The sequence below is a fragment of the Mycobacterium heidelbergense genome, assembly GCF_050205645.1.
GTDB classification, from domain to species: domain Bacteria; phylum Actinomycetota; class Actinomycetes; order Mycobacteriales; family Mycobacteriaceae; genus Mycobacterium; species Mycobacterium heidelbergense_A.
The window spans coordinates 9,177-31,254 of the sequence record NZ_JBNMQT010000031.1 but is presented as its reverse complement, the minus strand read 5'-3'; the positions used below and the strand labels follow the sequence as shown (position 1 = coordinate 31,254).

Annotated in this window: 10 protein-coding genes and 2 pseudogenes; 1 reads left to right on the top strand and 11 read right to left on the bottom strand. The window is 63.4% G+C overall.

What is annotated here, in order from left to right; translation table 11 throughout:
* Positions 1–14: 14 nt before the first annotated feature.
* The 3 genes and pseudogenes from ACQI5H_RS22955 to ACQI5H_RS22945 form a co-directional block, all read right to left on the bottom strand.
* Positions 15–182: pseudogene (locus ACQI5H_RS22955) on the bottom strand (ATP-binding protein); the annotation flags it as partial.
* Between the two features lie 240 nt (positions 183–422).
* Positions 423–548: a hypothetical protein gene (locus tag ACQI5H_RS22950; protein WP_427081588.1), complete on the bottom strand. Its 126-nt coding sequence runs from the start codon at positions 546–548 to the stop codon at positions 423–425.
* A 300-nt stretch (positions 549–848) separates the two neighbouring features.
* The gene (locus ACQI5H_RS22945) at positions 849–3,488 is read right to left on the bottom strand and encodes a helix-turn-helix transcriptional regulator (protein WP_427081587.1); all 2,640 of its coding nucleotides are present in this window, start codon (positions 3,486–3,488) and stop codon (positions 849–851) included.
* A gap of 744 nt (positions 3,489–4,232) precedes the next feature.
* Between ACQI5H_RS22945 and ACQI5H_RS22940 the strand changes: the two genes are divergently transcribed.
* On the top strand, positions 4,233–5,816 hold the full coding sequence (locus ACQI5H_RS22940) for an ATP-binding cassette domain-containing protein (RefSeq protein ID WP_427081586.1): 1,584 nt from the start codon (positions 4,233–4,235) through the stop codon (positions 5,814–5,816).
* Here ACQI5H_RS22940 and ACQI5H_RS22935 read toward each other — a convergent pair.
* From ACQI5H_RS22935 to ACQI5H_RS22900, 8 genes and pseudogenes are all read right to left on the bottom strand, one after another.
* Entirely contained in the window at positions 5,796–7,250 is a 1,455-nt protein-coding gene (locus ACQI5H_RS22935; protein ID WP_427081585.1) for an aminotransferase class V-fold PLP-dependent enzyme, read from the bottom strand. The genes ACQI5H_RS22940 and ACQI5H_RS22935 overlap by 21 nt on opposite strands.
* 427 nt (positions 7,251–7,677) lie before the next feature.
* Positions 7,678–8,652: pseudogene (gene ispH, locus ACQI5H_RS22930) on the bottom strand (4-hydroxy-3-methylbut-2-enyl diphosphate reductase); the annotation flags it as partial.
* 33 nt (positions 8,653–8,685) lie between these two features.
* Positions 8,686–9,690: a geranylgeranyl diphosphate synthase IdsB gene (idsB, locus tag ACQI5H_RS22925; RefSeq protein ID WP_427081603.1), complete on the bottom strand. Its 1,005-nt coding sequence runs from the start codon at positions 9,688–9,690 to the stop codon at positions 8,686–8,688.
* A gap of 203 nt (positions 9,691–9,893) precedes the next feature.
* The gene (locus ACQI5H_RS22920) at positions 9,894–10,661 is read right to left on the bottom strand and encodes a class II aldolase/adducin family protein (RefSeq protein WP_427081584.1); all 768 of its coding nucleotides are present in this window, start codon (positions 10,659–10,661) and stop codon (positions 9,894–9,896) included.
* A gap of 77 nt (positions 10,662–10,738) precedes the next feature.
* A complete protein-coding gene (locus ACQI5H_RS22915; protein ID WP_427081583.1) occupies positions 10,739–11,860 on the bottom strand; it encodes an amidohydrolase family protein in 1,122 nt (373 codons plus the stop codon).
* A gap of 346 nt (positions 11,861–12,206) precedes the next feature.
* The gene (locus tag ACQI5H_RS22910; protein WP_427081582.1) at positions 12,207–13,043 is read right to left on the bottom strand and encodes an alpha/beta fold hydrolase; all 837 of its coding nucleotides are present in this window, start codon (positions 13,041–13,043) and stop codon (positions 12,207–12,209) included.
* A 9-nt stretch (positions 13,044–13,052) separates the two neighbouring features.
* The gene (locus ACQI5H_RS22905; RefSeq protein WP_427081581.1) at positions 13,053–20,606 is read right to left on the bottom strand and encodes an SDR family NAD(P)-dependent oxidoreductase; all 7,554 of its coding nucleotides are present in this window, start codon (positions 20,604–20,606) and stop codon (positions 13,053–13,055) included.
* Positions 20,603–21,586: a hypothetical protein gene (locus ACQI5H_RS22900; protein ID WP_427081580.1), complete on the bottom strand. Its 984-nt coding sequence runs from the start codon at positions 21,584–21,586 to the stop codon at positions 20,603–20,605. The genes ACQI5H_RS22905 and ACQI5H_RS22900 overlap by 4 nt, the downstream gene beginning before the upstream one ends.
* Positions 21,587–22,078 lie beyond the last annotated feature (492 nt).

The following is a 22,078-nucleotide window of genomic DNA, read 5'->3' as shown; positions in this document are numbered from 1 at the left end:
GTCACACTGTTAGGTCAGCGCAGTGGTTTGACTCCTTGGCCTGCGGTGGCTTGGGCCAGCCGGTAGCTGTCGCCTTGGGTGACAACGACATGCGCATGATGCAGCAGCCGGTCGACGGTGGCCGTCGCCAATGTTTTTGGCATGATTTCGTCGAAGCCGGATGGATGGAGGTTGGAGCCTACGGGGAACTCACTGGCCGCCAGCGGGGCGCTAAATGGCCCCCCATGGGGAGAATTTCATGGCCGCGGACAGGGCCGGACTTCGGGGTCGCTGGCGTTGGGATGGATGTGAACACTGTGCCGGATCGGTGGTGCGCCAACGTATTTGCGGGCCAACAACCCAAAAACGGTAACGGTTGATCGGATCGCATGACTGCCGATGCGTCATCCCGAAATCGTCGCCGGCGGATGAATCGCCTGGGATCACAAATCGGCAAACGCAAAGATGGTCGGTGCGCCGCTCGCGCCGCCGCCCGAACCTGTTCGTGAGATCTGATCGTCGTGGACGACATTGACATGTTGACGGTCGGGACGGATGCCGCGTTCCATCGCGGTGACTAACAATATTCATCCCATCGGCAGTTACATCAATGCGCACATGGTCCTCAGCGGCGTGTTCATGAGCGCTGACAATGTGTGACTTTCCGGCCCCTGGCGGGCCATGATCGCCAGATTGACTTGTGCCCGTATACATTCCAGACCACCCGGGGTGGTCGAAAGTGGTCTGTGCGCCGGGCCACGCGTCTACACTTCAAGAGGCAGTATTCCGGCCACCTAGCGGCGTTGATTCAGAGTTGCGCCGCCCGGCGATTTAAATTTTGGCGCCGTCGACTCACCTAACATCGGGCTTCAGCCCTGCGGCTGGGGATGAATGCGTCGCGGTTTGTCTCGGCCCTGATGTGCACCACGGTAGCGTTCCGCCGAAACCCGGCTATGGAACTCCTGCGGGACGAAAGAAACGATCTCCTTGCGTGAGTCGATCACCAGTTTCTGAAATATCGACGATATTTGCGAGTCAGTCGTTTTGGTCGAGGTTCCCCGGCGCACTCCGATGGCGCTGTTGGGCCAGCCAGCCGCAGCCAGGATGGCCACTTCCTGCTCGGCTGCGGTCAAAATCTGCCAGCTCGCGGACGTGCCCGCTGGAGCGGGCGACGCAGTGTTTACCGAAAACGTGCCCAGCGCGATGCGCTGCAACTCGGAACGCACGGCGAACAACTGCGACCCGCGTTTCGCGGCCTCGGCGTAGGCGTCGTGCCCGAGCATCTCGCGGGCGACCTTCTCGGCAATGGCAGTTTCCTCGGCGAACCCACCCAGGTTCTCGATCAGTACACCCAGCCTTGCTCGCTGAGTCTTCAGGCCTCCGGCAAGGTAAGCGATCTCGCTCGCCAGCTTGATCAGGGCGCTGCGCTTGGCGTCTCCGCCCGCACGCCGATCAGTGATTAGTCGTGCCAACGAGAACATGCGAATGTGCACCGCCCAGGTCGGGCCCCATTGGTCTCCCAGGGGCACCTGGCAAGTCAGCGCGGCGCGGCCCAGCTCCAATGCCTTTTCCACATCGCCATGTTTGGTCAGCGCGATCGCCAACATCATCTGGGCCCAAGCCCTCGCCGTCCCGGCACCGGCTGCGGTGGTCCGCTCGAGGTGACGGTGACCGATGTTCATCGCCTCGTCCGCTGGCCCGAGGAATCCGGCTGCCATGGCCTCGAACATCCCGCTCATCGCTTCGCCCCCACGGTCTGCGATGCCGTGAAATTTCTTGCGGGCACGCGCAAACACCGCGATTGCCCGCGGATCCCGGCGGGCCAGCAACAGCTCGGCGCCCCAGGCGTAATCGACCACGGCTGGCAACCCGATATCGGTTTCTGGCCGGTCGCGCCAGTGCTTTGGGAGGGGGGGCTTGGCATTCCACCACGCAACACAGCGGTCCAAAAGGTCTTCGGCGTCCTGAGGACGCCCCTGAATCAGGGCCAACCAAGCCGTCTGGGCGAGTGCCGCGAGTTGTAGCTCGTCCGCCTGGTCTTGCGACGCTAGCGTGGCCGCCAGAGTCTGTTCGATGCGGTTTCGGATCTCCGGCAACGAACCCATGTAGAACGGTGCGGGAATCGCAAGCATGCCGACACAGATTTGCAGGCCCACGACTGGCTGCCCGGCTGTCATGCTGGTGTCGATGGCGCGCCGGATGTTCGACCACGCCCCTATCGCCCAGGTCAGTAGGTCCTGTTCGCCGGGACCGAACCATTCGAGTTGCGCGTGGGCGACCTTGTCGCGGTAATAGTAGTAATGTCGCCGCGCCAGCCGGGCCGGCTCATCACTGTCTGCAGTTGAGCGCTCGGCAAGCCGCTCGGAAGCAAACAGGCGAAGGCTCTCCAACAACGAGTAGCGCACCGCGGTAGCGCTGATGTGGATCGAGACCAACGACTGTTCCACCAATCGCTCCAGCAGCTCACAAATTTCCTCGCGGGCCAGGCCCACCGCAGGCTGATCGGCGAGCTCGCTGCTCGGCGTGCCGTCGCAGCCCTCGATCGCCACATCGTCGGCGCACACGGCCTCGATGGCCTCCAACTCCGCCCCCACATCGGCAACCCCGGTATCGGCGTCTTCGGCGCTGGTGTCATACCCCGGCGCGAACACCGACAACCGGTCAAACAACAACCGCTGCTTATCGGTGCACAGCTCATACGACCACGCGATCACATCAGTGACGCTGCGGTGACGACCCTCCAACCCCGCCCGCGGCCCATGGCGCCACCGCATCCGCATGTCATCGGACTCGCCACTCAGCTGCTTAAGAATCAGCGGCAACGGCTCATAGAACATCCGCGCGGCCGCCAACCGCACATACAACGGATGCCCATGCATGTGCCCGCAGATCTGCTGCGCCAACTCCACCTCGTCCGGCGCGCTGATCGAATAACCAGCCAACTCAGCGCGCTGCCGAAACAACTCCAATGACTGCGTCCCCGACAACGGCGGCACCGTGACCAACTGCTCATCGACCCAGCCGACCGGCTCGCGGCTGGTCGCTAAAATCGTCAACCCCGGCACCGCATCGAGCAAATCGACAATTACCTGCCCGACACCGGCAAGCACATGTTCACAGTTATCCAGCAACAGCATCGTCGGCACAACCCGGCCAGCACCATCTACTGGCGACAGCGTCTGCACCGCACCATCCCACGCCGAAGCGCCGGCGAACCCGTCCATCAGCACCGCCGCGGCGACCGCCTCGCGCACCGCCGCCACATCCGAGCCCCTAGCCAGCCGCGCCAACCGAACCGCAAACACCGGCGTGTGCCGCGCCCGGTGCAACCGACGCGCAGCCTCCTCAGCCAGCCGAGTCTTACCGATCCCCCCCGGCCCAATCAACGTCACCAACCGGGCCGGCCCCATCACCAGGGCACCGATGCGATCCAACTCCCGCTGACGACCAACAAACCCGCCCCGAACAGGCGGCAAAGCGGCCGGATCCCCTGGGTCCCCCGTGCGCACGTCTCAAAACGATACTCCCAAGTGAACCGTCCCGCGTTTTGCGCGCACACTCGTTGTTTCGGAGCGCGCCGCGATGCCCAGGAATACGACGAGAACGCAACGACAAGGTGGTCTGGCTGTCTGTGACTACCCCGATGACTCCGAGCAGTTTCCGAGTGCAATGGTCAGCGGCCACCGAGCTAGATCAGCAAGTGCTTTTGGGCGGCAATGGACCCAGTGCCGCTGGAACTGAACGGATACCCCACCTCGAGCAATGCGTGCAATCGGGCCAGGAAGTCGTCGAGGAGGCCGCGAGCGGTGTCTTCGCTGAACAGGAGGAGCGGAACCCGAGTTCGAGCCGGTAGTCGCCGCGATCGCCGCCGCTCACGATGAGGCCGAACTGTATCTGCACGATCGTCCGGGGAATAGCCGGAATGATCCCGGGGGCCGCCGAAGGTGCCGGGTACCGCGAAAGTCGTGTGGTCGTTGAACCAGCCTGGACAGCACATCGGCAATTCGTACCTGTTGCTACCTACGGAGCGGGCCGGCGAGCACCGAATTGCTTACGGGCTCCCTACCACATACCGATGCGGAGTGTGCAGCACCCCGAGCAACATGCATCACAGTTGCCGGAAGCTTTGCGTGCAACCGGCACTTCATTCAAGCTACGGGGCCGCTCATCACCGCGACCCGTCCCATGCCGGTAGGTGATCGCCACTAAGTCAGCGCCGACACCGGGGCGATGTCGAGGAAGGATTGATCATCGTGGGGACGGCGATAGAACTGCTCGGGGTATCCGTCCGTGTCGCGGACGAAATCGTCGCGCTGCGCGACATCACTCTGGCCGTGGAGAGCGGCGAATTGGTGGCAATTGTCGGGGCAAGCGGTACAGGCAAGACCACGTTGCTGAACACCATGAGTGGCATGCGCGTGCCGACTGCGGGTCAAGTCCGCAGCGTTTGCGGCACTGTGGGATACGTCCCCCAGGACGATATCGTGCACCTCACGCTTCCGCTCGAACGATCGCTTCAATACACCGCCGCCCTTCGCGGGGTCAATGGTGATTCAGTCGAATCAGCCATCAGCGTCCTGGAATTGGAGGATCGCGCGGCGGTACCGATCGGCAGATTGTCCGGAGGACAACGTAAGCGCGCCTCGATCGCGGCCGAACTGCTAGCCGGGCCGGACGCGTTCTTCCTGGACGAGCCGACGTCCGGGCTGGATCCCGCGCGCGGGGCGGAGTTGATGCGTTCGCTGCGCGGCCTGGCTGGTGGCGGCGCAACGATCGTGCTGACCACACACAACCCGCACGATGCCGAGCGATGCGACAAGGTCGCGGTGCTCGCAGAAGGAGGTCGGCTGGCCTTCTTCGGTACGCCGGAGCAGGCGCGTGCGCATTTCGGAGTCGCCACGCTGGCGGACGTGTACGAGCTCCTCACGGAGGCACCCCGGCCCGCTTTTTCTCCCCGCGCCAGCGTCAACTCACGTGACGTAGTGCCGCCAGGTGGGTTCCGTCAGTGGCTGCTGCTCGCCCGGCGCGATGCCGACATCCTCCGCCGAGACCGCCTAACGCTCGCGATTCTCGTTGGCTCGCCGCTGATGGTGCTCGCGATGTTCCTTGTGCTATTCGAGCCGAACGCGTTCGATCCTGCCCAACCAAACCCTGAGGCGATGGTGATGATCGTCTTCTGGCTGGCGTTCGGCGGGTTCTTTTTCGGGCTTACCTACGGGCTGTTGCAGATCTGCACGGAGATTGGCGTGCTGCGCCGAGAACGATTTACCGGGCTGAAAGCGGCGCCGTACGTGCTAGCAAAGGTCACCATTTTGCTTCCGGTGCTCGCGGGGGTCGACTTTGTGTTTCTAGTGGTTCTGCGGGCGTTGGGGCGGCTGCCCGCGTCCGGGGACTATGGTTCCGTGTTCGTGACATTGTTGCTCTCGTCCGCGGCGGCGCTGGGATTCGGCCTAATGATCTCTGTGGCTGTTGCCGCGCCCGCCCAGGCGACGATCGCGCTCCCGATGGTCTGTTTTCCGCAGGTGCTCTTTGTTGGCGCCATCCTTCCGGTACCGGCGATGGCTGAGGTCGGCCGATGGATCAGTTATGCGATGACCAATCGTTGGGCCTTCGAGGCGCTCGGGCATAGCCTTGGCGTGACCTCGCTCTGGGCCTCAGGAGCGTCGCCCCTTGGCCCGCCGCTCCTCGCCTCCTATGGCGAGACGTTCTCTCGTCCCGTCGCGGCCGACTGGCTCATCCTGGCAGGATTCAGCGTGTCTTTCCTTGCCGCCACTGCCGTCATCGTCGCCCGCCGCGCCCCTGCGCGGCCGAAGCCCCTAGCAGTGCAGCCTGGGTGACAGGCCGGCCCGGCTGACTGGCCGATCGCGATAGGTCCTCTCGGCGAAGTCGAGGAATCGCTCAATGTCTGCCATGTTCGAGGGAAGCCCCACCGAGACGCGGACGGCACCGCCGACGGGCAGCCCGATCATTCGTAGATAGTCGTCCACCGTGCGTGAGCCCTGACGGGCGAACCCGCGCCACCAGCCGCCACGCACATTTCGGCGGCTCAGGCCGAACGCCCATTCACCGGCTCCGGGATTGCAGAAGCATCCGGTCCGGACCGAGATGCCGGCCGCTGAGCTGTCGCGTGCGACCGCACGCTCGTCCACCAAGGCACCACTGGGGTCTAGGAAGTTCAACGCGACGGTTCCGCCGCGGCCGATAGTGTCGCGCGGGCCGTAGATCCTGGCCATGGGAGACCCATTGGTGTGCTTGAGGTCTATGAGTCCGTGCAAGAGTCGGCCCGTCAGGCGCTCGACGTGCTCGCTGACGGCGTCCATGCCGATGCTGTCCATCCAGGCCAGCCCCTCGGTCACGTCGGGGATGGCGAGAAAGTTCAGTGTGCCGTCTTCAAACGCGGCCTCGTCTTCGGCCAACTTGTGCCAGTTGCCTTGAACGCTGACTGCCATGATCGTGCCACCCGAGAACCATGGCCGCCGCCGCCGCAGCCTGGCGAAAGCATCGCGGCGAGCGAGCAGGCATCCCACACCTGTCGGGTAGCCGAACACCTTGTACCAACTCATCGCAACGAATTCAGGTTTGATGACGCCCAGGTGCAGCCTGCACGATGGCACAAAGGCGGCGGCATCAAGCAGTACGTCGTAACCGGCTTCCTGTGCGCGGGCCACCCAGCTCAGCGGATGCCGGACGCCGGTGAAGTTGCTTTGCGCGGGATAGGCGAACAGTCCCTTCCGAGGCCCGCCGAGGGTGCTTGCCAGGTTCTCTTCGGCCACCCGCAGTTCGGGTGTCGACAGAGGTATGTAGCAGACAGCGCCACCACGAGAGCGGGCGAACCGCCGTAGCCCGTTGACCGAGTTGTGATTGTCCGCTGTGAGCACGAGGCGCCGGTGCGGACCGAACGGATACGCTTCTCCGACAAGGCGGCAGGCGCCGGTCGCGTTCGGAGTGAAGACCACCGCATACTCATCCGCAGACGTGTTGAACCAGCGAAGCACAGCCTGCCGTGCCTGCTCGACGAGCACAGTAGAGGCCATCGAGGTTGGATTGTCGGAATGGGGGTTGCCGAAGCAACCTGATGCCACGCGTTTTACGTGGGCGTAGAGCTGTCGAGTAGCAGGCAACCCGGCGCCGGTGTAATCGAGATACACGTGATCTCCGTCGTCGAGGTAGGCGTATTCGGTCGTGCGTAGTTCCTCGATACGACGCAGTGCCATCTCGCTGCCCGCACCCGCAAGGAAGCTGCCCAAGCCCGATCGATTGGGAACCCTCATCGACACGCGTACCTCGTTACGGACGCGGCGGACCCCCGCGAAACACCTAGCGGCGCGGTGCAACAGGCAACTGCATGCTGGGCCGCCGACAAGGCGTCGCACAAACCCACGTTCTCCGCCAAGGCGGATAGCTCCAAATATGTTGCAATACACGCGAAGACGGGCAAGGCCCGGCGTGTGGTGAGGGTCCGCGGATCGTCCGGAGTCGTCATGGTAGCGCTCCGACGCGTCGGGCCCGACGACCGCGCGAAGATGCCTGTCCCAGATGCCCTCCGATCGCGGTGAGCGTGTTGATGAGGCGCTGGCGCATCTCGTCGGCGCGCGGGGGCGGTTGATCGTCTGGCAGAGCACACGCGTCGGCGGGCTCCCGGAGATGGACGAGGGCTGTGGGGTGCCGGCTTTTCGTGGCGAGGGTCGCGGCCTGCGAAACTTGTTTGGGCAGAACGAATCGCGCTGTTTCCGTGGCCACGCTACATTCCTTGACTCTGATGGGACCGCGCGCACGCAGGGCGTCGATGACCTGGGCTACGAGATGGGGTGGGGCGGAGGCGCCGGCGGTCACGCCAATCGTGGTGGCGTCGGTCAACCAGTTCTCGTCGATGTCGCCGGGCCCGTCGATGAGATGGGCCAAGACGCGGTGCCGTTCGGCGATCTCAACAAGGCGTTGGGAGTTCGACGAGTTTTGCGATCCGACGACCAGCACGAGATCGCAATCACCCACAATGGATTTGAGCGCGCGCTGTCGGTTTGTGGTCGCATAACAGATATCATCCGAGGGCGGATCACGAAGCGTGGGCCATCGCATCCGCAGCGCCTCGATGACTTCTGCCGCTTCATCTAGCGCCATGGTGGTTTGCGTCAGATACGACACCTGCGCGTCCGTCGGTATGTTCAACGCTGCCACGTCGGCTACGGTCTGTACCAACACCATTGACTGTGGCGCCACTCCGAGGGTGCCTTCGGATTCCTCGTGGCCGCGGTGTCCGATCAACACCACCGTGTCACCGCGGGCGGCGAAACGCGCGGCCTCAGAATGGACTTTGGTCACCAATGGGCAGGTTGCATCGACAACCTGCAGCCCACGTCGATCAGCGGCAGCACGTACCGCCGGGGAAACCCCGTGAGCCGAGAACACCACCACCGCACCCGGCGGCGCCGGATCAGGGATGTCGTCAAGTTCGCCGACGAAAATCGCCCCGCGGTCCCGCAGCTCAGCAACGACAACTGCGTTGTGCACGATCTGCTTGCGCACATACACCGGGCCGCTGGCTCGTTCGAGCACACGCTCGACAGTCTCGATTGCGCGCTCCACCCCGGCGCAAAATGAGCGCGGCGAAGCCACCAACACCGTCGTCGCCCGTTCGCCCTCAACTGCATAGCGAACGGCAGAGGACTCACTCATATCAGGCAACACCTTTCAGGTAGCACCGCAATGTCACCTGTCTCGATCGACCACCAATTGCGCCAACGCGATCAGGTCCTCTGATCGCACCCGATCGGGCAGCGCCGCGATCGCAGCGCGGCTCCGTTCATCGATGTGCCGGTGGGCGGCCTGGCGGCCCCCGGCGGCCTCCACCAGCTCGGTCGCACGCGCAACATCGTCTACGGTCATCGGCGCTGTGGACTGATACAGCTGGGCCAGCTCAAAGCCGGCTTCGGAGTCTGAGTTCAGCGCGGCCACCACCGGCAGGGTTGCCTTACGGCGAAAGAGATCATTGCCGACCGGTTTTCCGGTCACTTTAGGGTCACCCCAGATGCCCATTACATCGTCGACGATCTGGAATGCCAGGCCTAGCTGATAGCCGAACTGCTCTAGCGCCGATGTGGTTTCGGTATCCGCACGGGCGCTCAACGCCCCCAATGCGCACGCACATCCCATTAACTCTGCGGTTTTACCGGCCGCCATTCGTAGATACTCGTCCACCGTTATCGCCGGGCGCGTCTCGAAAGCGCAATCATGGAACTGGCCGACGCACAGTGCCACACACGCCGACTGCAACCGCAAGACCGCGCGCACCGCAACCGCCGGCCGCAGCATGTCAGCCAACACACGGCTAGCCAAGGCGTGCAGCGCATCTCCCAACAAGATCGCGTTGGTCTGGCCCCACACGGCCCACACCGTAGGCCTGCCTCGACGGGTCGCATCCTGGTCCATGACGTCGTCATGAAGTAGCGAGAAATTGTGTATCAACTCCACCGCGGCGGCCGCTGGCGCGGCAGCGCTTGTATCACCACATGCCGCGGCGGCCCCCAACACCAAAGCGGCCCGAATCGACTTGCCCGACGACCCACCTACATCCCAACCCAGGTGATACGCGGCCATCGTCTCGAATGGCTCCCCCAACCAATCCACCGCTGTGCGTAGCACCGGAGCGCACTCGCATTGAGCGCGCCTCAACAAATCCCACCGCGCATCCGAGGCCACGTGTGGCCTCGGCATTGCCGCTAACCGGGAGCCGGTCACAGTGGCTACTTTGCCGTCGTATATCTGAGCCTGCATCCGTAGGTGGTAGGTAGTGTTACTTATGCGGCTGGCAGCCAACGCGAAGGCCGTGGCGGCGGTGATCGACTGGCTCTCGCGGCAAGGCTAAGTCGATTCGGCCAGGCACAAATGTGAACAATATTGCCGGCGCCCTACCATCCTTAGCTCAGCACGGATGGGTCGCGGCGTATCTCCCGCCGCGCCATGGCCGGGAACAAACCCGGAAATGTGTTGGTGTTGAACGAGTCTCCGAGGGCGTGGACCACGTCGGGGCGAACCGCTTGGCCTCCGCCTAGAGCTTCGATGCGCCAGGCCTGGCGCGCCCTCCACTCGAAAGACATCCCACGCAGGTAGGCCTGGTCGATGTCCTTGGCCGCAATCAGGATGCCGTGGTTGGCCAGCAGCGCCACACCGGCCGAGCCCATGGCAGCGACAACATCGCGAGCATTATCGGCGTCATCCACCGCGCCCCTGTATTCCTTCAGTACAGCCACCTCTCCGGTATAGAAGGCGCTCGTCTGGTCATAGATCTTTGGCACGCGCGCCATGCCAGCCCACACGGTAGACCACTGCGGGTGGTTATGGACCGCGACGGTCACGTCGCACCGAGCCCGATGCAACTCAACATGCAGTGTGATGGCCTGCGTGATCGTCCACGGCCCGTCGAGGCGGTTCCCCTCGGCGTCCATGCGCATCACGTCACTGGCACGCACCTCATCCCACGGCAGCCCGAACGGGTTCACCAGGAACGTTCCATCCTCCTGCTTGTAAGTAATGTGGCCGGCCAGATGGTCGTCGTATCCTTCGCGGAACAGCACCCGGGCAAGCAGCGCGAGTTCTTGCTCTGGCGTCAGCTTCAATGCCGGGGCGACGGGCTGTGCCGGGGTCCGCAGCACCAATTTTGACGGCGTGCGCAAAGTTGCGGTCATTTGATCCTCCCTCGATTGCGTGCGCCCGGAATCCCAGGCCTTGACCGTGCATGCGCATTCGCGGGCAGCAATCGGGTTCATTCGATGATGCCGTAGCGAGACAGGCCGTAACACTCAATGGCGTTGCCGCGCACAAACTGCCAGGTCTCGCGCTCAGTCAGTTCGGCGGCTGCTGCCAGCTTCCCGGCGACGGCGGCCGAGTTCGGAAAGGTCGAGTCGCCGTGAGGGTAGTCGGTCTCAAACATGATCTGGCCCATCCCCACCACGTCGCGAGCTCTCAACCCGGTCACGTCATCAAAGATGCAACCGTAGAGCCGCCCCTCGATGTAGGAGCTAGGCGGTGCGGGCACACGGTCGTGCAGGTTCGATTCGTACATCTCACCGCGCTCCCACACGTCGTCGATGCGCTGCAGCGCGAACGGCATCCAGCCGACCTGCCCCTCGCTCATAGCAACCTTCAGCCTCGGGTGACGTGCGAGGATGCCCGAGAACAGCCAGTCGGTAACCGACAGCATCGAATTGGTCCACAGCACCGCGGCGGTGACGCCAAACGGCGCATCGGGTGAAGTGGTTGGCAGTTTCGACGACGAGCCGATGTGGATGTTGATCACCGTTTCGGTCTCGTCACAGGCCCGGAAAAAGGGCTCCCATGCCCCGGAGTGAATGCTCGGCAGGCCCAGCGCGTAGGGCGCCTCGGAGAACGCCACGGCGTGCGAACCCTTGTTCGCACAGCGGCGCACCTCTTCGGCGGCAAGCTCGGCATCCCACAGCGGGATCACGGCGTTGGGAATGAGTCGACCAAGCGCGTGCCCACCGCACCACTCATCGATGATCCAGTCGTTGTAGACCTTGACACACTCGAGCGCGAGAGCCTTGTCCTTGCGCTCCAGGAAGGCTTGGCCACAGAATCGAGGCATCGTCGGGAAACACATCGACGCCTCGGTGTGGTTCAGGTCCATGTCGGCGAGTCGCGCGGCCTGGTCGTAACAGCCGGGAAGGATCTCGTCATAATTGGTCAGCTCAGTGAGCGCGCGACCTTGGTCGCGCGAGCGTCCGACGTTGGCGTAACCAACCGTGAACGGCCACGCCATATCGTCGTAGATCCAGATGTCGCCCCAGCGCGCATCTGGCGTGTCTGTCTCGATGAGACCGAGCCTTCCGGTCGCGTCGAAGTCGATCACGCCCTTCTTGCGGACCACGTGGGGTAAGAATTCGCGGTGCCGACTCGCCATACGCGCGGTCCACAGATCCGGCGGCTCCACGACGTGGTCGTCGACGGAGATGATCTTGGGCAGCGACGACATTGAGCGACCTCCGGACGGACGACTAGTGGTAATCCTTAGAACTGCCGCGATATTGCTCTGCGATACAGAGTGTATCGCTTCGGTCTTGCAGTGAACAGTCTGAAAGCACCGATATCCGGCCCCTTGGCGGCTGGGTTGTGGCAGCCACGTGACGGCGAGATGCGCCGAGGCCAACGCCTCCGATACGCAGTTGCGCCAAAGAAGGGAAACTTTGGATCAACGTCAGTGGCGGACGGCCGGATCATCCGGTCGCCAGAAAGGCCCGGGTTGCCGCGGCCACCGGTTCGGGATTTTCCATGTGCAGGTGATGGCCCCCCGGGCAGGCCAGCTTCTGCAACTTCGACACGCTGCTTATCCGTCGTGGATAGTAGCCCTCACGCAACGCGGTCCGTTCGGCCATCACCAACAGCGTGGGCGCGGAGATATTGCTTAGGAAGCCCAGCACTTGTTCCTCGCACAGGGTGGTGGTCAGTCCGCGATTGAGTCGCACGTCGTGACGCCAGGAGTACCCCCCAGTCACTTCTTTCAGGTCGCGTTGAACCAGGACTTCCGCCGTCTCCAGCAGGATGTCGGCCAATTGCACGCGGGCTTTTATCGCCTGGATTCGATTGCGGTAGACCGGGTGCCGGTCGCCTTCCAGATAGGTGCGGAAATAACGTGCGATAGCCGACACGGTCTGCGGGGGCTCGGCGGATTGCGGGCCGATGGCATCGATGAGAACGAGCCGTTCGATCTTGTCGGGGTGGATACCGGCGACAAGCGAGGACACGGCACCGCCAAGCGAGTGGCCGATCAGCCGGAAGCGTTGCCAGCGCTGGGTGTGGGCTAGCTCCAATACGCACGACGCGTAATCGAGATAGTCGCACATGGTCGACGGGAGGGGGTCGGAGAGGCCGTGTCCAGGCAGATCGATGGCGATCAGGTCGAGGTCGCCAAGAAAGTGCGACAGCGCATCGAAGCTAGCGCAATTGTCCAGCACTCCATGCAGGCACAGCGTCGGGGGGCCGCCACCGCCTCGGGTTCTCTTGCCGCGCACAGTAATTCCGGCCTTCGGCAGCCAGAACGCAACATCGTCCATGACTATTTGCTAGTCCAACTGGGCTAATACCTGCGCGGACAGCTGTTCGGTGCTCGGACCCTTCATCAGTTCCATGATGGTGACCTTGGCCCCCAATTCCCGTTCCAGCCACGAGCCGATTTCGACAGCCAGCAGCGAATCCAGATAGTCCATCAACGGCATTTCCACATCCAGGGTCTCCAGCGGAATGCCCAGCACGGTGGCTAGACGCGTCTTGAGCGCGGTGGTCACCAACTCGCGTCGCGCCTGGGGCGGCTGCGTGTGCAACTGCTGCCGCAGGGGGCTTCCGGTGTCGACGGCATCTACGGGTTCCAGACCATGCGCGAAAATGTGCTCGTAGCGGGGTTGAGCGTGCGGTTCGAGGCCATGGTGACGGAAGAACTGTGGCCAGTCCATCGGCAACACGCCGACCTGCGGCAGCCCAGTGCCCCACAAAGCCGTCATGGCGTCAAATGCCTGAGTCGAACTAAACGCACCCATTCCTGTCATGGCCACGATCCGGCCAACGTCGTCGTGTCGTGCCACATAGCCCACGTCGGACACGGCGCCCCAGTTCACGGTGAGCACCCGTTGCCTGCGAGCCGCCCTCGCCTGGGCAAGATGGTCGAGGAAGGCGTTGGCGATCGCGTAGTTCGCCTGACCGCGATTGCCGACCATCGAGGTGGCCGAGGAGAACATTACAAACGCCTCGAGCGGCAGGTGCGCGGTCAGCTCGTGCAGATGCCAGGCGCCGAACGCCTTGGGCGCCAACACTTTTATCAGACGGGTTCGGTCCAGCTCGGTGAGCGGCGCGTCGTCGAGAACCATTGCGCAATGAATTACACCCCGAAGCGGCGGCAACTCAAGCTCGATGCGATGGAGCAGCGCGGCCACCGCGGCGCGCGCGCTGATGTCTGCGGCCTCGACATCGATGTGCGCACCGCGCTGTCGAAGATCTGCGAGCTTGGCAGCGACCTGCTCATCGGCCACCCCAGAACGTCCGACCAGCACGAGGTGGCGCACGCCGGCATCGACCAAGTGCTCGGCCATGGCCAGGCCCAAACCGCCGAGGCCACCGGTGATCAGCCAAGTCCCCTGCACCGATGGCGGCTCGGGGGCACGCACCACCGAGAATTCGCGCTCGGCGATCGCCAGTACCAGTTTGCCGACGTGTCGAGCGGCGGCCATGTGCCGAAAGGCCGCCTTGGTCTGGGAAGGGTGAAAGACGCGATAAGGCAGGGGGTGTAGCTCGCGCGCGGCGAAACGCCCCATCAATACTGTCAACTCGGTATGCACTTCGTCGGGGCGATCAAGTAGGAGTTGGCGCAAATCGAAGCTGTAGTAGGCGAGGTTACGCAGAAAGTGGCGCAGGCCAAGCCGGCTGTCCTGCAGCAGATCTCGCTTACCGAGTTCGACGAAACGCCCATAGGGCGCCAGACAAGCGATGCTGCGCGACACGGACTCACCGGCAATCGAGTTCAGCACGACGTTGACCCCAGCGCCGTCGGTGGCGATGCGGATCTCGTCGGCGAAATCCAGCGAGCGCGAGTCGAATACATGTTTGACGCCGAGGGTGCGCAGTAGTTCTCGTTTTGCCGGGCTGCCCGCAGTAGCGAACACCTCAGCACCTAGATGGCGTGCGATCTGGATGGCCGCCATCCCAGTCCCGCCCGCGGCGCAATGGATCAAGACCCTTTCGCCGGCATTGAGCCGAGCGAGTTTGTGCAAGGCATACCACGCCGTCAGGAACACGATCGGCAGCGCGCACGCCGCCTCGAAACTCAGACTCGCCGGCTTGGCAACGACACCGGTCGCCGGCAGTGTGAGATAGCTTGCCGCCGCTCCCTGCGTGGCGTTCACCGCCACAACCTCATCGCCGACGTTGATGTCGGTAACGCCGATGCCGACCCGGGTGACAATGCCGGCGCATTCGGCCCCGAAGCGGTAGCCCTCGGCAGATTCCAGTGGCGGCACCTGCCCGAGCGCGGTCATGACGTCCAGAAAATTCAGTCCCGTTGCCATCACCTCGATCTCGACCTGCCCGGCATCCGGGGCGCGACGCTTCTCGGTGTGATAGCGCAATTCGTCCAGCGATCCAGCCGCGGCTGCACCCAGGGCGAATCCGGCGTCGGATGGCAAGTCGGCCGCAGGACCGCTCTCGGGCTGCTGCGCTACCCGCATGAGTCTGCGTACGAACCGCTCCCCGCCGCGCAGCACGATTTCGCGTTCGTTGTCGCGGCTTCGCAGCTCCGCCCACACCGCATCCAACTCTTCAGGTGAGGGAGTCGGGTCGAGATCGATGACGGTGTAGTTCAGCGACGGCAGTTCAAGCCGCACCACCGGCTCAAGGCCCCAGGCGGGCGAGGCGGCCAAGTTCACCTCGTCGTTGCGGAAGCCATGAGCCCCGCGGGTCAGCACATACACTCGCGGCCACCGTGGCGCATCGGTGCGACAGATCGTCGTGAGCAGATCGAGAATCTGCACCGACGATTCCGTCATCGCCTGGTCCAGCGCCAGCCCGGTAGCGGCACGCAGGTCGATGATGCCGTCCGGTTGCAGCGCTTTTAAATCCTGCTCGGCGACGCCCTCAGCCAGGACGGCTCGGCCACCGTGCTGGTCGATTCGGGTGGCCAGATCCTTGCCGAGTGAGTCGGTACCGGTCAAGATCAACCAGTTCCCTTGTGGCGTGGGGTCATTTCGGTCTTGCCCATTTGCCGCCGATGACTCGCCGGCCGGCCATCGCGACTCCTCGTCGCCAACCGCCTCCGGAAGGGTTCGCGCCAACAACAACGCTTGGGAGCCCGCACCGCAGTGGTCGGGATCGCTGAACGTGGCGACGCTGTCGAAACCGACCGAGTACAACAAGTCCTGCCATGCCTGCGCGCACAGCAGGGGGCCGTCCGGACGCAGCCGCACGTCGCGCGCGGCCCACCAGCCGGCCGTGAGACCGAAGGTGAGGTCAAGCCAAGGACTGTCGGGGGCAGCTTCCAGTAGTAGCAGTGCTCCACCGGGAGCGAGCACGTCGTGGAGCCTTAACAGGCTCCTCTTGACGTCGGCGGTGGCATGCACGACATCGGCGGCCACCACCAAGTCGAAGCAACCCCAACCGAATTCCTCTACCGGTAACTCGTGTTCGAGGTCCAGCACCCGGTACTCGACAAAGTCGTAGTCGCGGAACCGTTCCTGCGCGGTCGCCAGGAATGCCGCCGACACATCGGTGAATACATATTGGCATCGCTGCGCCGGCAGCACCGGCAGCAGGCTTGCGGTCAATCCGCCGGTGCCCGCGCCGACCTCGAGTATGCGCAACGTGCGCCGCCGATCGGCGCGCTCAGCGAGGCACCGTGCGATGCGCCCGGCCAGCAGATTGTAGATTCGCGCTATCGGCGAAGTGTGATAGATGGCCTCGATTTCGGCCAGCGAACCCGTCGGGAACAGCAACTCCAACGGGTCCACGACACCGGTCAACACGTCGTGTAGCCGGCTTCCGGTCCGGCGCAACAGCAGCAGCTCCCACGCGCACTCGGGATATCTGGAAAAGACCTCGGCCCATAGCTTTTCCGAGGCTTCCCGTGTTGCCGCTCCGTACTCGACAGCACGCTCTCGGCGCAAGCGATCCGCGTGCTCACTTAGTGAGCCGTCCTCGATCAGCAGTCGCACCATGCCGCGAAACGCGCGGTAATACCTCGGCAGCAATCGGGAGAGCTCGGCCACGGCAAATTCGGAATCTGGCTGGAACTGATCGAGACAGGCGGCCACATACGCGGTGCAGAGCCTGCGAACGTCATGCTGATATGTGCTGGCATAGACATGTCGATCCAGTCGCTCAGCGAACATCTGAGCGGTCTGCGCGAGCTCTTGCGCCAAATCGGTTGGCTCCGAGGCCAATGCACCGCATTGCCGTCGGGCTACGCGTTGTGACGGCTGCCAGCTGAGCTGGTAGAAGTGGTTTTCGATGCCGTCGACGGTTGCCGACTGCGGGATGGCCTTGCCGGTCAACGGAGTAAACTCAGCGATCAACTTTCCATGCTCGTCGAGCAGATGGATGTCAACGACCAAGCTGTCGTCATGCTTACGGACCCGAGTGTAGGTCCAGGCGGGCAAGCCGCTGTCCCGATAGAGCCGAACCCGCTCCATTCCGGTCGGCAAGTACCTGGTCGGTAGCAGTTCATCGGGGCGCTCACCGCAAGGCTGCAAAATCGCGCTCTGGAAGCAAGCATCGAGCACGGCGGGATGAAAAAGGTATCCCGACAGGCGGTTACGAAGGATCCGAGGCGAGCAGATACGGGCGAGGGCCTCACCGGCGCCTACATGCAGCCGCTCGATCCCACAGAACGCGGGCCCATAGACATATCCTTTGTCGGCCAGGCGACCATAGATGTCGACCGCCTTGTGGGTGTTAGTGCAACGGGAGCGGATCGCGTCGATGTCATACGACTCGTTGGGTTGTGTCGCCGCTGGATGGAATCGGCCGCGGACATTGCGCAGCCAGGTGTCACCACGCACCGCACGCTGGTGAAATTCGAAAGTGCCTTGTTCGGGGTCGAGTTCGAGTCTGCTCAGTTGTGGTTCGTCGGACAGCACACAGGCACGTTCGAACTCGACAAACTCCAATGCGCATGGGCTAGCGGTCAATTCCCGCGCGGCGTACAACGCGGCTTCGACGTAGCAGGCGCCTGGCACAATGACCGAGCCGAACACATCATGATCACGCACCCAGGACAGTCGGTGATCGTCCCAATTGATTTCCCAGGCCGGGCGCGCGCCGTCGACCCGTTTGAGCATCGGATGTTCCTGCCGCAGGGTCCGGTCGCGGCGAGAGATCGTGCTTTCGTTCCAGAACTTCTGACGGTTCCAGACCGTGGTGGGCAGGTCGAGGATTGGAGCGCCCGCAGGGTAGCGCTGCCGCCAGGCTATCGGGCAGCCGCTGCTGTAGAGCCGGGCGAACCCGTCGAGGAAACTGGCCCAGTCGTCCTTCTTGCGAACCAGCGACGACACCACCACTGCCTCCGTGGTGATTTCGTTGAGCGAGTTGACCAGCACGGGATGTGGGCTCAGTTCGACGAAGGTGTCGTAGCCGTCGACGAGCAAGGAGCGAATCGCCGGTTCGAACAACACCGGATTGCGAAAGTTGTGCCACCAGTAGTCGGTGCCCATCTCGGGCCCGTCAATTCGAGCGCCGGTGGCCGTCGAGTACATCGGGATGGTGGTATTTCTGCCCACGATTCCGTCCAGTGCGTCGAGTAACTCGTCACGCAAGGGATCCATGTCGGGGCTGTGGCAGGCGCAGTTCACCTGCAGCAACCTGTTGAAGATGCCGCGCTCATCGAGTTGGGTTGCCAATGTCTGCAACGCTGCTCGGCGGGCGGACACGGTGCAGGCGCGCGGACTATTGACCGCCGATACGCACAGCAGGTCGGGTTCTGCTGCACAGAGTTCAGCTGCTTCAGCGGCGGGAAGCGCGATATACATCATGCCGCCGGAGGGATCGGCCTTGTGCTGGATGCGGGCCCTGTTGCAGATCACCTTGAGCGCGTCGGACAGGCTCAGCGCACCACAAACGTGGGCGGCCGCAATCTCACCCATGCTGTGCCCTAGCACCGCATCCGGTTGCACGCCCCAGGATTTCCACACTTCGACCAGAGCCACCTGCAACGCAAACATCGTTGGCTGCAGGCACTGGGTCTCCCCCACCCGGGAGGAGGCTTCGTCTGCCGTCAATGCCTCATAGATCGACCAGTCGAGAAACTGCCTTGCGAGCCCGTCGCATTCCAGGATTTTTGCGCGATACACCGGCGACGTTTCCAGGAGTGTCCGTCCCATCGCATACCACTGCGGGCCTTGGCCGTTGAACAGAAACGCGATCTTCCTGGTGGCGGCGTGCGGCACATGCCCTCTAACCACGTCTGCTGCTTGGAGTTTCGCGGCCGCCTCGGCCGCGTTCGACGCCACCACGACCAGCCGGTGCTCATGGTGGGTGCGCCGCAGCGCTAGGGCCGCGCCCAGCGCGTCCAAGTCGTGGGCCTCGCGCCGAAGGAGCTGGGCGTACTTTGCAGTGAGGCCCTCGAGGGCTTGTTCGCTGCGCGCGCTGAACGTCAACACCGCCGGATGCGACGGCGCGCTGAGCGGTAGCGGGTCGGGTTCCGTGATGGTTGAGCCGCCCGGGGCTTCGTCGACGGCGCCGTCGGCACAACCGATTTGAGATGCCGTGGCGACTGCAATGAGCTCAGGGTATGCAGCAGAAAAGGTGTCAGCGGCCTGCCCGAGGCAGCCCGGCTCGGGTTCGGTGATTACCACGTTTGCATTGGTGCCACCGAACCCAAACGAGTTGACACTCGCGACGGCACGAATGTACTGGTCTGGCCAGGGTTGGGAGGCCGTGGCAACAGCGATCGGCAGGCCGGGGAAGTCGATGTCGGGGTTGGGATTTCGGAAGTGCAGACTCGGCGGAATTCGCCGGTGGTGCACGCACAGCGCGGCCTTGATCAGACCAGCGATGCCGGCGCCCGCCTCCAAATGACCGATGTTCGTTTTGATCGAACCCAAGAATGCCGTCTGCCCAGCAGGACGGCCGAGCGCGATTACCCGCCCAAGAGCATTGGCTTCGATCGGGTCGCCGACCGGCGTTCCGGTGCCGTGCGCCTCGACGTAGCCCACCTGGGCGGGTGCGATCCCGGCGGCGGCCAGCGCGGCGCAGAAGTTGGCCTCTTGCGCTTGCCCATTCGGTACGGTGATTCCCTGGGTGCGCCCATCCTGGTTGACTGCGGTGCCCCGAATCACGGCGTACACGCGATCGAGGTCCCGCCGCGCCTGCGCAAGCGGTTTGAGCACCACGATGGCCGCGCCCTCACCTCGCACATAGCCGTTGGCCGACGAATCGAACGCGCGCGACCGGCCATCCGGTGACAGCATCGCGGCCTGGCTCAGCGCGATGCCGAACTGCGGAGTCAGCATCAGGTTGACTCCGCCCACCAAAGCCAGTTCGCTTTCTCGTCGTCGCAGACTCTGTACCGCGGCGTGCACGGCCACGAGCGACGAGGAGCACGCGGTGTCGATGGTCATGCTGGGAGCGCGCAGGTCCAGGGTGTAGGAGAGTCGATTGGAAACAATGCTCATGAAAGTGCCAGTGGCCGAATGGGGTCCGAGCCCCTCCAATTCGCCAGGTGTTGATTGCAGACCTCCGTAATCGTGGCTGCAGGCGCCCACGAAGACACCGGTTCGCCCGCCTGCCAGATCACCGGGCACGATGCCCGCATCCTCAAGCGACTCCCAGCACACCTCAAGCAACAGCCGCTGTTGGGGATCCATCTGCTCGGCGATACGGCCTGATATGCCAAAGAATGCCGCGTCGAAAGAGTCGACCTCATCGAGGAAGCCACCGTGGCGAGTACTCATCCGACCGGGCTGCTGCGGTCTCGGAGAGTAATAACGCTCAACGTCCCATCGGTCTGCCGGGACCGGGCCGATCGCGTCAACCCCGCCCTCGAGCGCCTGCCACAACGAGTGGCTGTCGGTAATCCCCCCGGGTAGCCTGCAGCCGATACCGATAATCGCAATGGGCTCGTCGTGACCGTATTCCTTCACGTCGTCTCCAACTGTTTGAGCGCGCAGAGCACTTGCGCCGTCGTGAATGCATCTTTGGGCGCGTAGAAATCGGCATACCCCTCGATCGCCGGATACGGATAATTGCCACCGAACCACGAGCCATCCGGCCTGCGACGATCGAGCAGCCACCCGATCGCGCTGCGCACCGGGCGCTCGTCGGCGGACATACCTGCATGGGCAAGGGTCGCCACAGCGAACGCCGTGTGCAACTCGGGTGCGGCCGCGGTGCCGGTGCCCTCGACCCGGCTGAACCAGCTACCGTCGGGCCGCTGCTGGGCCAGCACAAAATCGCGGGCCGCCGCGACTGCGCGGTAGCTGCCGAAATTCGCTAATGCCGCCACCGTTGAGCGCATCAGGTAGTAATAGGACGCGTAATAATACCAGTTGATACCGAAATGGCCATCGCTGTGCTGTTTGCCGGCCAGAAACATAAGCGCTTCGTCGAGGTACGTCGGCTCAATACCTAGACCGTCGAGCGCCAATAACGCGAACCCCGTCACCGAGGGCGCCAGCTGGAATGCCTTCGGGACGTGGGGGTGCACTTCTTCCCACGGCCCATCGGCCAGTTGTCTGTCGCGCAAAAAATTCGCTTTGACGCATGCTTGTTCGGTGCGCCCGAGCAGCGTCAGCGCCGTGATGTATTCGCTGCTGGTCTCCGTGCAATACTCGTCCGCCGCGATTTCCGCCCCACCCCAGCTGAGCATGCCGGTCGGTTTCTCCTGTGCAGCAAAAAATCCCAGCATTGGGTCGATGAGGCCGGTTAGATCGAAAGGAATATCTTTCTGCCACAACGCGATGGCCTTCAATGCGTTGACCGAGTCCCATTCCCGGAACAGCGCCGCGGAGGGATGGTCGGAGATGGAACCGTCCGGCTGTTGGCAGCGTCGGAAGTACTCGATGGCTTCTCCGATGACCTGGCTCAGCGGTATGTGGTGAGGTTCAAGAACCGATGCGAGCATCCCGGATCCTTATGATACGCAGTGTATCGTTCAGGTGCTAGGATACATACCTGGGCGATTGCTGCAAGGGGGCGACGACACCCACGACTACCGCCCGCGAGATGGCCCGATCGCGAATCCTGAAGGTGCGGTTTGAACTCCCCTACGTGATGCATCAGGGCTATGCGGCGCGACACCTCACTGCAAATAACCGATACGGCCCCTCCATCATGACGACCTGGTCGGAGAACGGCCCGCGGCCGCATTCCTCGGGGATCGACAAACACAGCAGGCCCGGCTCGGCCTGCCCGGTTCCACACTCCCGGTCGACGACGTGGTGCTGCTCGCGAACTTGTCGGTGTTGTGCCGCACCTCCTTTTCGTAAAAGGCGCATGCAGGCTCGGCGACGCATGGAGTTCGCCAATCGGCCGGGACCGATGATCAGGCGTCTGAAATCCTTGGCCTGGTACGTTAAGTTCGGATAAGTTCAACACAATCCGTGATACATACTGT

Bases quoted from the DNA above. Each gene is read 5' to 3' on its own strand.
- ACQI5H_RS22950 (WP_427081588.1), bottom strand. From the start codon at position 548: ATGGAACGCGGCATCCGTCCCGACCGTCAACATGTCAATGTCGTCCAC.
- ACQI5H_RS22935 (WP_427081585.1), bottom strand. From the start codon at position 7,250: ATGAGGGTTCCCAATCGATCGGGCTTGGGCAGCTTCCTTGCGGGTGCG.
- idsB (WP_427081603.1), bottom strand. From the start codon at position 9,690: ATGCCGAGGCCACACGTGGCCTCGGATGCGCGGTGGGATTTGTTGAGG.
- ACQI5H_RS22920 (WP_427081584.1), bottom strand. From the start codon at position 10,661: ATGACCGCAACTTTGCGCACGCCGTCAAAATTGGTGCTGCGGACCCCG.
- ACQI5H_RS22910 (WP_427081582.1), bottom strand. From the start codon at position 13,043: ATGGACGATGTTGCGTTCTGGCTGCCGAAGGCCGGAATTACTGTGCGC.
- ACQI5H_RS22900 (WP_427081580.1), bottom strand. From the start codon at position 21,586: ATGCTCGCATCGGTTCTTGAACCTCACCACATACCGCTGAGCCAGGTC.